12 protein-coding genes are annotated in these 12746 nt (G+C 72.7%); 3 read left to right on the forward strand and 9 right to left on the reverse strand.

Going from position 1 to position 12746, the window contains the following annotated elements:
• The first annotated feature begins 507 nt into the window (after positions 1–507).
• Entirely contained in the window at positions 508–1407 is a 900-nt protein-coding gene (locus ACFXPK_RS06495) for an ADP-ribosylglycohydrolase family protein (RefSeq protein ID WP_385072330.1), read from the forward strand.
• On the opposite strand, the gene ACFXPK_RS06500 is transcribed toward ACFXPK_RS06495, so the two are convergent.
• Positions 1325–2542 carry an amidase family protein gene (locus ACFXPK_RS06500; RefSeq protein ID WP_385072333.1) on the reverse strand — a complete coding sequence of 406 codons (1218 nt, stop codon included), beginning with the start codon at positions 2540–2542 and terminating at the stop codon, positions 1325–1327. The two genes, ACFXPK_RS06495 and ACFXPK_RS06500, sit on opposite strands and share 83 nt — an antisense overlap.
• A gap of 245 nt (positions 2543–2787) precedes the next feature.
• On the opposite strand from ACFXPK_RS06500, the gene ACFXPK_RS06505 reads away from it, so the two are divergent.
• Entirely contained in the window at positions 2788–3990 is a 1203-nt protein-coding gene (locus ACFXPK_RS06505; RefSeq protein WP_385072336.1) for an IS110 family transposase, read from the forward strand.
• Here ACFXPK_RS06505 and ACFXPK_RS06510 read toward each other — a convergent pair.
• From ACFXPK_RS06510 to ACFXPK_RS06540, 7 genes are all read right to left on the reverse strand, one after another.
• Positions 3983–4465: a hypothetical protein gene (locus ACFXPK_RS06510; protein WP_385072339.1), complete on the reverse strand. Its 483-nt coding sequence runs from the start codon at positions 4463–4465 to the stop codon at positions 3983–3985. The two genes, ACFXPK_RS06505 and ACFXPK_RS06510, sit on opposite strands and share 8 nt — an antisense overlap.
• Before the next feature lie 186 nt (positions 4466–4651).
• Entirely contained in the window at positions 4652–6109 is a 1458-nt protein-coding gene (locus ACFXPK_RS06515; protein ID WP_384991373.1) for a penicillin-binding transpeptidase domain-containing protein, read from the reverse strand.
• The gene (locus ACFXPK_RS06520; protein ID WP_385072342.1) at positions 6106–7500 is read right to left on the reverse strand and encodes an FtsW/RodA/SpoVE family cell cycle protein; all 1395 of its coding nucleotides are present in this window, start codon (positions 7498–7500) and stop codon (positions 6106–6108) included. Before ACFXPK_RS06520 ends, ACFXPK_RS06515 begins: the two co-directional genes overlap by 4 nt.
• 82 nt (positions 7501–7582) lie before the next feature.
• On the reverse strand, positions 7583–7984 hold the full coding sequence (locus ACFXPK_RS06525) for an SH3 domain-containing protein (protein WP_384991378.1): 402 nt from the start codon (positions 7982–7984) through the stop codon (positions 7583–7585).
• Between the two features lie 215 nt (positions 7985–8199).
• Positions 8200–9447: an ATP-binding protein gene (locus tag ACFXPK_RS06530; protein WP_385072489.1), complete on the reverse strand. Its 1248-nt coding sequence runs from the start codon at positions 9445–9447 to the stop codon at positions 8200–8202.
• Between the two features lie 68 nt (positions 9448–9515).
• The gene (locus ACFXPK_RS06535; protein WP_385072346.1) at positions 9516–10331 is read right to left on the reverse strand and encodes a hypothetical protein; all 816 of its coding nucleotides are present in this window, start codon (positions 10329–10331) and stop codon (positions 9516–9518) included.
• Between the two features lie 54 nt (positions 10332–10385).
• A complete protein-coding gene (locus ACFXPK_RS06540) occupies positions 10386–10763 on the reverse strand; it encodes a zinc-ribbon domain-containing protein (protein WP_385072349.1) in 378 nt (125 codons plus the stop codon).
• A 168-nt stretch (positions 10764–10931) separates the two neighbouring features.
• On the opposite strand from ACFXPK_RS06540, the gene ACFXPK_RS06545 reads away from it, so the two are divergent.
• Positions 10932–11762, forward strand: a complete 831-nt coding sequence (locus ACFXPK_RS06545; protein WP_385072352.1) for a nuclease-related domain-containing protein — start codon at positions 10932–10934, stop codon at positions 11760–11762.
• 64 nt (positions 11763–11826) lie between these two features.
• Here ACFXPK_RS06545 and ligD read toward each other — a convergent pair whose 3' ends face one another.
• The gene (gene ligD, locus ACFXPK_RS06550) at positions 11827–12726 is read right to left on the reverse strand and encodes a non-homologous end-joining DNA ligase (RefSeq protein ID WP_385072355.1); all 900 of its coding nucleotides are present in this window, start codon (positions 12724–12726) and stop codon (positions 11827–11829) included.
• Positions 12727–12746 lie beyond the last annotated feature (20 nt).

A 12746-nucleotide genomic window follows, 5' to 3' on the forward strand; every position in this document is an offset into this window, starting at 1 on the left:
GGGGGGGGCCACCCTGCCGCGTCCCGTGGGGGGGCGTAGGGTTGGTTGGGGGGTGTATTGGCGCCGCCGCGCGCCCACTTTGGGGGGGCGGGGCCCCGGGCCGAGTGCATCGCGGAGGAGCTGCACGTCGCGTTCGGTCACTGGGGTCATGGCGGGCGCACCTCACGGTCACGGCTGGCTGGTGTTACCGGCGGTCACCTCTTATGAGACTACTTGTCAGTAAGGGCGTCAATCCCTGGATGCCGATCCCTTGCACGCCGACCGCCCCGGTGGATTCGGAGCGCGCGCGTGAAAGCGAGCGGCAGCGCCGCCACCGGCTCCGGCTCCGGCCCCGGCTCCTCCAGGAGCATCGCGAGCGCCGCGAGATCCCCGTCCACGCCGTCATGGGCATGCGGCTCACCGCAGTGCGGCCCACGGACCGTGAGATCGTCCGCCGGAACGACGAAATCGGTGCCTGTGCGCCCCCATAACGAATAAAAGCCCGAAGAAACACCGCCGCGCGGCACCATGGTGCGTATGACCGCCCCACGAACAGGTGCCGACCGCGAAGCCGCCCGCCGCAGCCTCGAAGGGCTCGCTCTGGGCGATGCCTTCGGAGAACGCTGGTTCCCTCTCTTCCGCGACCACGACCGGGCGTTGGAGGAGATCGCGGCCCGGGTCACACCCCCGGAGCTGGAGTGGCCCTGGACGGACGACACCGCCATGGCCCTCGCCCTCCACCGTGTCCTGGACGAGCACGGCACCGTCGAACAGGACCGGCTGGCCTCGGCGTTCGCCCTCGGGTACGAGGCGGACGCGGGCCGGGGCTACGGCCACGGCATGCACATGCTGCTGCCCGCCCTCCTCGAACGGCCGCAGGACTGGCGCACGCTGGCGCCCGGCCTCTTCGAGGGCGGCAGCCTCGGCAACGGCGCGGCGATGCGCGTGGCGCCGCTCGGCGCCCGGTTCGCGGACGACCTCGCCGAGGTCACGCGTCAGGCCGTCCGGTCCGCCGAGGTGACCCACTCCCACCCGCAGGGCATCGCGGGCGCGGTGGCGGTCGCCGTGGCGGCGGCCCTGTCCGTACGGTCCGAACTCACCGTCGCGGCCGTCGCCCGCGCCACCCCGGAGGGTCCGGTACGGGACGGGCTGGCCCGCGCGGCGGCGCTGCCCTTCACCACCGCGCCCCGGGAGGCGGCGGAACTCCTCGGCAGCGGGTGGCGGATCCGCGCCGACGACACCGTTCCCTTCGCCGTGTGGACGGCGGCCCGCCACCGCGACGACCTGACGGCCGCGCTCTGGTCCACGGCGGAGGGCTTCGGCGACACCGACACGACCTGCGCCATCACGGGCGGCATCGTCGCGGCCCGTACGGGGACGGGTTCGGTACCGGCGCAGTGGCGGGAGCGGTGCGAGCCACTGGCGTAGCCGGTGCCCCGGTTCGGGCGAGCAGCGCCGCCTCCGCCGCGACGGCGATGTCGAGGAGGGCCGCCTCCGTCCGCCGCTCCGTGACCAGTTGCAGCCCCACCGGGCAGCCGTCCGCCGTGAACCCGGCGGGGATGCTGGCCGCCGGATGCCCGCTCACGTTGAACGCCCAGGTCAGCGCCGTGGAGTACAGCTCACCCGGGCCCTCGTGGCCATGCGGGCGGTTCGGGGTGGCGGGGGTGAGCAGCAGCGGCGTACGGGCGAACAGGGCGTCCAGACGGCGGTCGTTCTCCGCCCGCACCTCCACCGCCCCTCCCGCCGCCGCCCGTTCACCCGGCACCTCGGGCCGCGCGCCGCCCCGTATCGCCTTCCACGTCTCGCACGGATCGAGCAGCGCGAACGGCCGGCGGCGCCGGTCGAGCCGTATCACCCCGGCCGTCTCCAGCCGTTCCACGGCCGCCCGGACCACCGCCGCGACCTGCGGGTCCACCTCCGCGAAGCCCAGATCCGGCGAGTACACCGCCGGTACGGGCAGGGTGGCCGGGACGTCCGCGAGGCCGTCGGCCGGCGCCTCCCCGAGGCCGTCCAGGATCCACCGCAGACACCCCCGGGCCCGCGCCGCCGTATCCGTGAGGACACCCGCCGAGGCCAGCCCCGTACGGTCCGGCGAGGGCAGCAGACCGTTCGTCGTCTTCAGCCCGAAGACCCCGCACCACGCGGCCGGGATCCGCACGGAACCGGCGCCGTCGCTCCCCGTCGCCAGCGGCACCATGCCCGCCGCGACCGCCACGGCGGAACCCGCCGAGGAGCCGCCGGGGGTACGGTCCGCGCGGTACGGGTTGACCGTCCGGCCGTGCCGCCCCTGACCCCAGGTCTGCCAGTACGTGCCCGGCCCCGGCACCGCCGTCGAACCGACCGGCACCGCGCCCGCCGCGATCAGCCGCCCCGCCGCGTACGACCGGATCCCGGACGGCCCCTTCACCGCGAACGGCGTGCCCGCGAGCGGCAGCGCGCGGTCCACCCGGGCGGCCCGTTCCCCGGCCTCCTCGGCCCAGACGTCGAGGAAGGCGTGCAGCGCGGGATCGCGCCGCCCGATCCGCGCGAGCGATTCCGCGACAGGCTCCGGTGCCTCGCCCATGAGTCCCCCATTACCTTCTTGATCAGCCCCGCAATGGGGTGCCCGGCCTCCGGGACGGCATGACTGCTCCCCCCTGTAGTTCGCATGATCCGGGGGGTGGTGTCACCGCTCCCGGAGGCACTGGTAGACCGCTGATTAGGGGCATGACCACCGACTCCTTCGGGAAGTTGGGAGGCTCTTCGTAATGTGGATGCCGGCAGCTGGTGCCGCAGGTAAGGCCGGGGACGTACGACCGGAGAGTGCACGTGATCGACACCAGTGACATCGGCGCCTTCCTCGGCCTGGACGTCGGCAAGGGCGAACACCACGCCACGGCGCTGACCCCGGCCGGGAAGAAGGCCCTCGACAAGCGGCTGCCCAACAGCGAACCCAAGCTCCGCGAGGTGTTTGCCAAGCTGATCGCGAAGCACGGCACCGTGCTCGTCGTGGTCGACCAGCCCGCCTCCATCGGCGCCCTGCCACTGGCCGTGGCCCGCGACGCGGGCTGCAAGGTCGCCTACCTGCCAGGGCTGACGATGCGGCGGATCGCCGATCTCTATCCCGGCGAGGCCAAGACCGATGCGAGGGACTCGTTCATCATCGCGGACGCGGCCCGGGCGATGCCGCACACCCTCCGCGCCCTCGAGCTCGAAGACGAGACCATCGCCGAACTGGAGATGATCGTGGGCTTCGACGACGACCTCGCGGGTGAGGCAACCCGGGTCGCGAACCGGCTCCGCGGGCTGCTGACCCAGATCCACCCGCACCTGGAGCGAGTTGTGGGCCCGCGCATCCAGCACCCTGCCGTCCTGACGCTACTGGAACGGTTCGGATCCCCGGCCCAGATACGCAAGGCCGGACGCCGACGGCTGATCACCCTCATACGTCCGAAGGCCCCGCGGATGGCCGAGCGCCTGGTTGAGGACATTTTCACCGCTCTGGACGAGCAGACCGTCATCGTTCCCGGCACCGATGCGGCCGCACTCATCGTGCCCAGCCTCGCCACTTCCCTCAGCGCCGTCCTCGACCAGCGCAAACTCCTGGCCACCAGGATCGAGGAACTGCTGGATGCCCACCCTCTTTCCAAGGTCCTGACGTCCATGCCGGGGATCGGCGTCAGGACCGGAGCCAGGATCCTCATCGACGTCGGCGACGGCAGCGCGTTCCCGAGCGCCGCCCACCTCGCCTCCTATGCCGGCCTCGCCCCGGCCACCCGCAGCTCGGGCTCCTCGATCCGCGGAGAACAACCCTCCCGCCGCGGAAACAAGCAGCTCAAACGGGCGTTCTTCCTCTCCGCGTTCGCCGCCCTGGCCGATCCCGCCTCCCGCACCTACTACGACAAGAAGATCAAGCAGGGCAAGCACCACACTCAAGCCCTTCTCTGCCTCGCGAGACGACGAGCCGACGTGCTCTTCGCGATGCTCCGCGACGGCACCTTCTACGAGCCGCAGCAAGCGGCCGTCACATGACCTGCGGGTCACCCAGCAGCACCACACGGTCGGCCCCGACGTCGAAGCCGAGAACCGGGTGGAGTGGATCAGACTCCGGGCTCAGCAACACCGGCTTGCCGAGCCGACGCCCTATTGCCCGCAGCAGACGGCACAGCACATCCACGCCGTCCTGCCCCTGCAACTCCCGCAGATCAACGTCGAAGTCGACCGAGCCAGCCTCATACGCCCGAAAGATCACTAGGAATCCAGGGACCGGCCAGACCCTCAGCAACACGTCGGCACCCTCGCCGCGGGCCAGCATGTCCGCAGCTCTCGGCAGCCGGACCGCAACACCATCCTCGGAGTACTCGCACGACCACCCCTGCGACCGAACGAGATCAAGCACTGCCTGCCAGTCCTCCACCGAGGTATCCGGGACGCGGACGTCCGGAAGTGACCCCATCAGGTCGGGAGCAAAGAAGCTCTTCACGTCATCCCACAGCAGGTCAGGCATCACGCCATGCTGTCTTGCCACTCACCGAAACGCAGCCCGATTCCCTTGACGAAACCCATAGGGGCACCCCCCAGCTCCATGAGTCCCCCGGGTACATGAAACCGCCGACTCCATGAATCCCCGGGCTCCATGAGTCCCCCGGGTCTATGCCCCCGGCTCCGTGAGCCCCCGGGTCCACCACGGCCCCTAGTCTCGCAGCGCCGCCGCCATCACCGCCCGCGCGATCGGCGCCGCGTCGCCCCCGCCGCTGATGTCCGCCCGGTTCGCCTCCGCGTCCTCCACGACCACCGCCACCGCGACCGCCGGCCGGCCCGAGGTGCCCGACTGGGCCCAGGCGATGAACCAGGCGTATGGCGTACCGGTGTTGTCCACGCCGTGCTGCGCCGTCCCGGTCTTCCCGCCGACCGTCGCCCCGTCGATCGCCGCGTTCGACGCCGTGCCGTCCTCCACCGTGTCGATCATCATCGTCCGCAGCCGCTGCGCCGTGAGCGGGTTCATCGCGCGGGCGTACGAACGCTGTCCCGTACGGGAGACGACGGAGCCGTCCGAGGTGAGCGTCCGGTCCACCAGGTACGGGTACTTGAGGTCGCCGCCGTTCGCGACCGCCGACGCGACCATCGCCATCTGGAGCGGTGTGGCCCGGGTGTCGAACTGCCCGATCGAGGACAGCGCGAGCTGGTCCCCGCTCATCCGGGTGTCGAAGTTCGAGGCGGCGACCCCCGAGGGGATCCTGATCCCGGTGTCGTTGAAGCCGAACTTCCGTACCGTCTCCAGCATGGCGGACTGCCCGGTCCGCACCCCGAGCCCGGCCATCACCGTGTTGCAGGACCACTGGATCGCGTACGCCAGCGACGCCCGGTCGCACCCCTCCGCCTCGTTGGGGAGCGTGGTGTCCGTGCCCGGCAGGACATACGGCTCCGCGATGTCGGTCGGCGCGTCCGGGTCCTCGACCGTCCCGGAGTCCAGCGCCGCCGCCGCCGTCACGATCTTGAAGGTGGAGCCGGGCGGATAGGTCTGCCGGATGGCCCGGTCGAGCATCGGCTGCGCGCGCTCGCCGTTCAGCCGGGCCCACGCGTCCGCCACGTCCCCGCCCGTGCCCGAGAGCACCCCCGGGTCGTACGACGGGCTGCTGACCAGCGCCAGGATCCGCCCGCTGAACGGCTCGACCGCCGCGACCGCGCCCCGCCGCCCCGCGAGCCCTTCGTACGCGGCGCGCTGCATCGACGCCTTCACCGTGGTGGCGACATCGCCGCCGGGCTGCCGGCCGCGCGTGAGGTCGTTCCAGAAGGGGAACGGGGCGAGCATCGGACTCGTACCGGAGAGGATGGGGTCCTCGGCGTTCTCCAGGAGGGTCGTGCCGTACGTCTGGGAGGCGTAGCCGGTGACGGGCGCGTACAGCGGGCCCTGGAGGTACGTGCGCTCGTAGCGCAGATGCTGCCCGGTGTCCCGGGAGCCGGTGACGGTCCGTCCGTCGACGAGGATGTCGCCGCGCTGCTGCGCGTAGCGGGCCACGGTGTCCCGGCGGTTGGCGGGGTTGCGGTCGAGGGAGTCCGCGTCGACGACCTGGATCCTCGCCGCGTTGACGAGCAGCGCCGCGAGGAGGAGCAGGAAGAAGGCGGCAATCCAGCGGATGCAGCGGGTCATCGCGGTCCTTCGAAGGCCGGGTCCGGGAAGGGCGCGGGTTCCGGCTCAGGACCCGGCTCAGGACCCGGCTCCGGCTCCGGTCTGCGGGCCGGGTCGCTGAGCCGCATCAGCAGCGCGATGATGATCCAGTTGGTGACGACGGACGAGCCGCCCTGCGCCAGGAACGGCATCGCCATCCCCGTCAGCGGGATCAGCCCCATCACCCCGCCCGCGATGACGAAGACCTGGAGGCCCAGGATCGAGGAGAGGCCGATGGCGAGCAGACGGCCGAACGGGTCGCGCAGCGCCAGTCCGGTGCGGAAACCGCGGGCCACGAGCAGCGCGTACAGCAGGAAGAGGGCCGTCAGCCCGACCAGCCCCAGCTCCTCGCCCGCCGTCGCCAGGATGAAGTCCGACTTGGCGGCGAAGCCGATCAGGATGGACCGGCCGAGCCCGAGCCCCGTACCGAACATCCCGCCCGCGGCGAACGCGAAGAGCGACTGGGCGAGCTGACCGGGGCCCTGGCCCGCCGCGATGGACGCGAACGGGTGGAGCCAGTCCTGTACGCGGCTGTGCACATGCGGTTCGAGGGAGCCGACCGCGTAGGCGCCGACCGCGGCGAGCAGCAGCCCGGCGGCGATCCAGCCGGTGCGCCCGGTCGCGACGTACAGCATCACCACGAACAGCCCGAAGAAGAGCAGCGAGGTGCCCAGATCCCGTTCGAGGACGAGGACCAGCACACTGAGCAGCCAGATCGCCACCAGGGGGCCGAGGACCCGCCCCATGGGCAACTGGAACCTCCGGCCCGTGTACGTCAGGGCGTTGCGGTTCGCGGCGAGATACGCGGCGAAGAAGACGGCGAGCAGGATCTTCGCGAACTCGCCGGGCTGAAAGGAAAATCCGCCCAACCTGATCCAGATCTTCGCCCCGTTCACGGCGGGGAAGGCGATCGGCACCACCAGCAGGACGAGCGCGGTGGCGACGGAGAGATACGCGTACCGCGCCAGCACCCGGTGGTCGCGCAGGAACACGACGACGGCGATGAACAGCGCCACGCCCAGGGTGGACCAGACGAGTTGGGTGGGCGCGGCCCGGTCGTCCGGGGTCTCCAGGTCGAGCCGGTAGATCAGGACGAGGCCGAGCCCGTTCAGCAGCATCGCGATGGGGAGCAGCAGCGGATCCGCGTACGGGGCGCGCAGCCGGACGGCGAGATGCGCGAGGAGCGCGAGCACGCCGAGGCCGGCGCCGTAGCCGAGCGCGTCCGGGGGGACGGCGTGGTCCTTGCCGAGGCCGACGGCGACATAACCGAAGACGGAGATGAGGACGGCGCTGAGCAGGAGGGAGAGTTCGACGCCGCGGCGCCGGGGGAGACGTGGCTCGGGCGGCGGAGCGTCCGCCCTCGTTGCGGTCATGCCCCGCAACGTAGCAAGGCGGCGCGCCTTATGTCCGCTTATGCGGAGTCATGCAGGGCACGCCGCCTCTCCGGGCGGACCGTCAGCACCAGTGCGGGATCTCGTCGAGGCTGCGGATGTAGCGGGCGGAGGCCCAGGCGTAGCTGCCGTCGGCGAGGAGGTACCAGTGGTCGTTGCCGTCCACGGAGCCGCCCTCCACCTTGCAGAAGATCCGCACGATGGCCCCGTAGGGGAGTTCACCGATGTCCCGGCTGGCGCGGGTCGGCTTGTCGCGGAGGATGAGCCCGGTCTTGGCGACGACCTCGCCCCGGTACCGGCCGGGGACGGCGCGGGGCGCGTCGGCGGCGGCCGGCGCGGTGGCTGCCGGCTCGTCACCGGCCGTGCGCGCGGCGGCGGGTACGGCGGCGGTGGCCGCGAGGGTCGCGGCGGTGACGGTGGTGACGAGGAGTGCGACGGCGGTACGGCCGAGGGAACGCGGGGACATGGTGACTCCTTGAACCTGGTCGAACGGACCGATCTGATCGGATCGGCTGAACCGACCGGACGGGCTGAACCGGCCGGACGGGCTGAACCGACCGGATCGACCGAACCGATCCGGCTGATCGGACCTGAAGGGGACGCGGAGCCGGTGATTCCGGCAGGCGGCTCGTGTGGTCACGCTAGAGCCGCCGTCCAAGGTCCGCAATACGGCACAAACCGTCAGAAACCTTCAAGTGGTGGGGTGCCGGGCGGCGCTTCGTACACCGGAAGCGTGATCCGCGCCAGCGCGCCGCCGTCCGGGGCGTTGCGGAGGACCAGCTCGGCCCCGATCACCGCGGCCTGTCCGGCGGCGATGGTCAGCCCGAGGCCGTGTCCGACGCCGCTGCCCTCGGTACGGAAACGCTGCGGCCCGTGCTCCAGCAGATAGGCCGGATAGCCCGCACCGTGATCGCGTACGGTCACGACGGGACCGTCCACGGTCAGGGTGACCGGGGCGCGTCCGTGCCGGTGCGCGTTGGCGACGAGGTTGCCGAGGACCCGCTCCAGCCGCCGCCGGTCCGTCTCGACGGAGGCGTCCCTGACGATCCGTAGCCCGGTGGTGGCGGGGGTGGTGCCGGGCACGGTGTGCGCCGCCGCCCGCACCACCCGCTCGACCAGCGGCCCCAGCGCGTGGACCGCCAGGTCGACCGTCTCCGTACGGGCGTCGAGCCGCGAGATCTCCAGCAGGTCCTCGGTCAGCGTGCGCATCGCGCGGACCCGGTCCCGCACCATCTCGGTGGGCCGGCCCTCGGGCAGCAGCTCGGCGGCGGCCGACAGACCGGTCAGCGGCGTCCGCAGCTCGTGCGCCACATCGGCGGTGAACCGCTGCTCGCTCAGCAGCTTCCCCTGGAGCGTGGCGGCCATGGTGTCCAGCGCGCCGGAGACCGTGGCGACCTCGTCCCGGGCGCGCGGGGACCCCGTCGCCGTACCGGTCCGCGTACGGGGGTCGTTGACGCGCGCGTCCAGATCGCCCGCGCTGATCCGGCGCGCCACCTGCGCCGTGAGATGCAGCCGCCGGGTCACCCGGGTGACGGCGAACGCGCCGACGAGGAGCGTCGCGCCGATCGCCAGCACGGACGAACCGAGGATCGACCGGTCCAGGTGGGTGATGGTGGACCGGCTGAGGGAGTAGTCGACCCGGGCGGCGAGCGCGTGACCGTCGGCGGGCCCGGCGGCCCACATGGTGGGCCGGCCGCGGAAGTCGGCGACCATCGTGCCGCGCCGCCCGCCCTCGGCGAGCGCGCGCAGCGGCTCCGGCAGACCGGGGGCGTCCACCCCGGCGAACCGGGGGAGCGGGCCGCCCGCCTCGTAGGTCCTGACGACGTCGGTCAGCCGGGAGAGCGCCTTCGCGCGGGCCGCGTCGACGGTCTGGCGGGTGACGGAGACATGGACGAGGACGCCGAGGAGCGCGGCGAGCGCGCAGCACATCACCGCGATGAAGACGGCGGCCTTCCAGGCGAGGGTCGCGGTCCAGGCGGGCGCCCGGAGCCCCGTCCTCACGCCGTGCTCCGTACCCGCGGTACGGCGGTGGGGCGGCGCGCCGGAGCGGAGGCACCCGGGCCGGCCACGGTGTCCGGGACGATCTCGTCGCGGGTCGGCAGCATCGTCCCCTGCCGGCGGTCCCACGACCAGGTGGTGCGGTACGCGTACCCGGGAAGGTCGCCCGCGACGACCCGCAGGATCAGATCGTGTCCCGCCAGCTCGACGCCCGTGACCGGGTCGGAGGTGGACATGATGCGGGTCAGCCCGCCGTTCTCGGCCAGGTAGCAGCGGACGGAGAGCTGCCGGTCGGGGAGGCGGACGCCGACGATCAGTTCGTTCCTGCCGTCGCCGGTCAGATCGTGGTGGTACGCCCGCAGGACCGGGCAGGCGGCGGCTGCGCCGGGGCGCCGCTGCCCGCCCCTCGCGCAGTGCGCGAGCGCGGCGGTCGTGGCGCGGGGGAGCCCGTCGAGGCCGAGGTCGTCGGCGGGCCGGCCGGCGGTCTCCGCGCGGACGACGGCGACCGGGTCCAGGGCGCCGAGGGAGTCGGGGGCGGCCTCGATGCCGGGGACGCGCCGCCGGTCGCTCTCGCCCAGGTCGAGAGGGGACGGTGAGAGGGAGGGCAGGCCGGGCCAGAGGGTCACGGGGCCGACGGCGGCGGGGGTGCGGCCCGCGCTCCTCAGACCGCTCTCGTCACCGCACGCGCAGAGGGTGAGGGCCAGCGCGGCGGTCGCGGCCAGCGCGCGGGTGACGGCGGCGGTGACGAGGGTGACCGGAGTTGCTGTGGTGACTGCGGTGACTGTGGTGGCTGCGGTGACGCGACGAGGGTGCACGGCGCTCCTGGAACGATCAGTCGTTCCATCACCTTATGGGGCGATAGCCCCGTTTCACCGCTGATAAGGATTCCCCTGCCCGGAGGGTCCGGGCTGACCCGGCTGTCCGTACGGTCCGGGCTGCTGCGGCTGTCCGTGGGCGGGCGCGCCGCCGGGCTGACCGGGCTGTCCGTACTGCGGTGCCCCCGCGCCGTGCGCCGCGCTCTGGGCGAGGAGCTGGTCGGCCTGCTCCTTGGAGATCTGCTGCTCCATGCCGCAGAACGTGCACTGTGTCGCGAACTTGGTGGAGAACGGGAACAGCGGGATGAAGAAGAGCGTGAACTTGGTGACGCGCTTCCTGAGGGTGTGCGCCGACGGGTTCCCGCAGTGACCGCAGACCAGCGTCAGTATCGCCAGTTGGTAGAGGTACCCCTTGGTGCCAAAGATGATCATGAGTCGTCTCCTTCTCCGGGAATGACCGAACCTGAGAATGGCCGAGAGTGTTCGAGGAGAGTGTGCCGTACGCCACCGACACCGGCCGGTCCGGGCCGACCGGGCCTCTCGCGCGCTCTTGCCCGGTCGGCGCGGCGGCTGTTCCCATGGTGCCGGGGAGGGGGGCGTATGACTCGCTTACGCGTCACACCGGGCTACCGGCGGGGCCGGGACCGGCTCTACGTCAGCAGACGGGACGGTATGGCCGTCGCCTGGTACGACAAGAGCACCGGCCGGATCAATCTGCTCACCGGCGCGGCCCGCGACGACGTGCTGGCCGCGCTGGCGCCGTACCTCGCGGGCGAGGTGACCGTGGGACCGGCGCCCGTACCGACCCCGGCCGAACTCGACCGGCTCTCGCTCCACCCCGACGACGACCTGGCGCCCAACCGGCCCGGCGAGGCGCTGCACGCCGCCCTGGACCACGAGGAACCCGCCCCGGGGCCGAGGCTCCCGGCCCTGGCGGCCCTGCGGCGCCGCCGGGACCCGCGCCGTACGGAGCTGGCGGCCCAGCAGCTCCTCGGCGCCGCGCTCGACGCCCTGGAGGGCGCGGGCTGGCGGATCCTCCACTCGATCCCGCTGCCGGGCGCCGCCCGTATCGACCACCTGGCGATCGGCCCGGCCGGCGTCCTGACCGTACGGACTCTCGCGGCCGGCGGGCACCGCGTCCGGGTGGCCGACCCCCTGGTCGCCACGGGGCGCGGCGCCCCGCTCCCGCACCTGCGCTGGGCCCGCCGCGACGCCGAACGCGCCTCGCTCGCGCTGGCGACGGCCGTGCGCCCCGTCCTGGCGCTGGCCGGGACGCACCCGCACAGCGCCCTGCCGGCCCCGCCGGACGTGCGGGTCCTGCGCGAGACGGACATCGCGGCGCTGGCGTCGGTGGGCGGCGTACTGAAACCGGCCGACATCGAGGCGCTGTACGCGACGGCCAGAAACCGCCACACCTGGCACCGCGCGTAGGGCGACCTGCGGGAGCCCGGGAGTCCGGGAGTCCGGGAGCCCGGAAGGCCAGGCGGCCGGGAGCTTAGGGGGTGCGGTTCCCGGGCAGCGTCCCGGCGCCCTCCCCGGCGGCCAGCGGCCCCAGCAGGTCCCCGTACCGCTCCAGCCGCGCGGCGATGTCGTCCAGCCCGAAGACCAGCTCCGGGGCGGCCGTGCACCGCTCGACCTCCTCCCAGGTCAGCGGTGTGGACACGGTCGGCTCCCGGCGCGCCCGCACCGTGTAGGGCGCCGCCGTCGTCTTCGCGGCGGCGTTCTGGCTGTGGTCGACGAAGACCTTCCCCGGCCGCAGCGCCCGGCGCATCCGGTGCACCACCAGATCCGGCATGGCCTCCTCGGCCTCGACGGCGAGGCCCTTCGCGTACGCGGAGACCTCCGCCGAGGGCGCCGGCACCAGCGGGACGAGCAAATGGAGCCCCTTGGCGCCGGAGGTCTTCGCGTACGCGGTGAGCCCGTCCTCGCGCAGCCGCCCGCGCAGCCAGAGCGCCACCGCGCAGCACTCGACGGAGGTCGCGGGCGCCCCGGGGTCGAGGTCGAGGATCAGCCGGTCGGCGCGTTCGGGAGCCTCGGCCCGCCACTGGTGCGTATGGAACTCCACGACGAGGTTCGCCGCCCACATCAGCGCCGCCAGCCCCTCCACCACCACCTGTTTCCCGGTGTCGGCCGTTCTGCGGGGTACGTCGGCGATCCGCACCCAGGAGGGGGTGCCGGGCGGCGGGTTCTTGGTGAAGAAGAGCTGCCCGTCGGGGCCGTCCGGATAGCGGAGGAAGGAGACGGGACGGTCCGCGAGATGGGCCAGCAGAGGGGCCGCCGTACGGGCGTAATAGTGCAGGACCTCGCCCTTGGTGGTGCCGGTGGCCGCGTACAGGACCTTGTCCAGATTGCTCAGGGCCAGGCGCCGCCCCTCCACCTCGGTGACAGGCGTCATAAGATGAGAATCCCATACAT

Origin of the sequence: Streptomyces sp. NPDC059142 (assembly GCF_042755665.1) — a bacterium.
GTDB lineage: Bacteria > Actinomycetota > Actinomycetes > Streptomycetales > Streptomycetaceae > Streptomyces.

Bases quoted from the DNA above. Each gene is read 5' to 3' on its own strand.
- ACFXPK_RS06495 (WP_385072330.1), top strand. From the start codon at position 508: ATGGTGCGTATGACCGCCCCACGAACAGGTGCCGACCGCGAAGCCGCC.
- ACFXPK_RS06500 (WP_385072333.1), bottom strand. From the start codon at position 2,542: ATGGGCGAGGCACCGGAGCCTGTCGCGGAATCGCTCGCGCGGATCGGG.
- ACFXPK_RS06510 (WP_385072339.1), bottom strand. From the start codon at position 4,465: ATGCCTGACCTGCTGTGGGATGACGTGAAGAGCTTCTTTGCTCCCGAC.
- ACFXPK_RS06515 (WP_384991373.1), bottom strand. From the start codon at position 6,109: ATGACCCGCTGCATCCGCTGGATTGCCGCCTTCTTCCTGCTCCTCCTC.
- ACFXPK_RS06520 (WP_385072342.1), bottom strand. From the start codon at position 7,500: ATGACCGCAACGAGGGCGGACGCTCCGCCGCCCGAGCCACGTCTCCCC.
- ACFXPK_RS06525 (WP_384991378.1), bottom strand. From the start codon at position 7,984: ATGTCCCCGCGTTCCCTCGGCCGTACCGCCGTCGCACTCCTCGTCACC.
- ACFXPK_RS06530 (WP_385072489.1), bottom strand. From the start codon at position 9,447: ATGTGCTGCGCGCTCGCCGCGCTCCTCGGCGTCCTCGTCCATGTCTCC.
- ACFXPK_RS06540 (WP_385072349.1), bottom strand. From the start codon at position 10,763: ATGATCATCTTTGGCACCAAGGGGTACCTCTACCAACTGGCGATACTG.
- ACFXPK_RS06545 (WP_385072352.1), top strand. From the start codon at position 10,932: ATGACTCGCTTACGCGTCACACCGGGCTACCGGCGGGGCCGGGACCGG.
- ligD (WP_385072355.1), bottom strand. From the start codon at position 12,726: ATGACGCCTGTCACCGAGGTGGAGGGGCGGCGCCTGGCCCTGAGCAAT.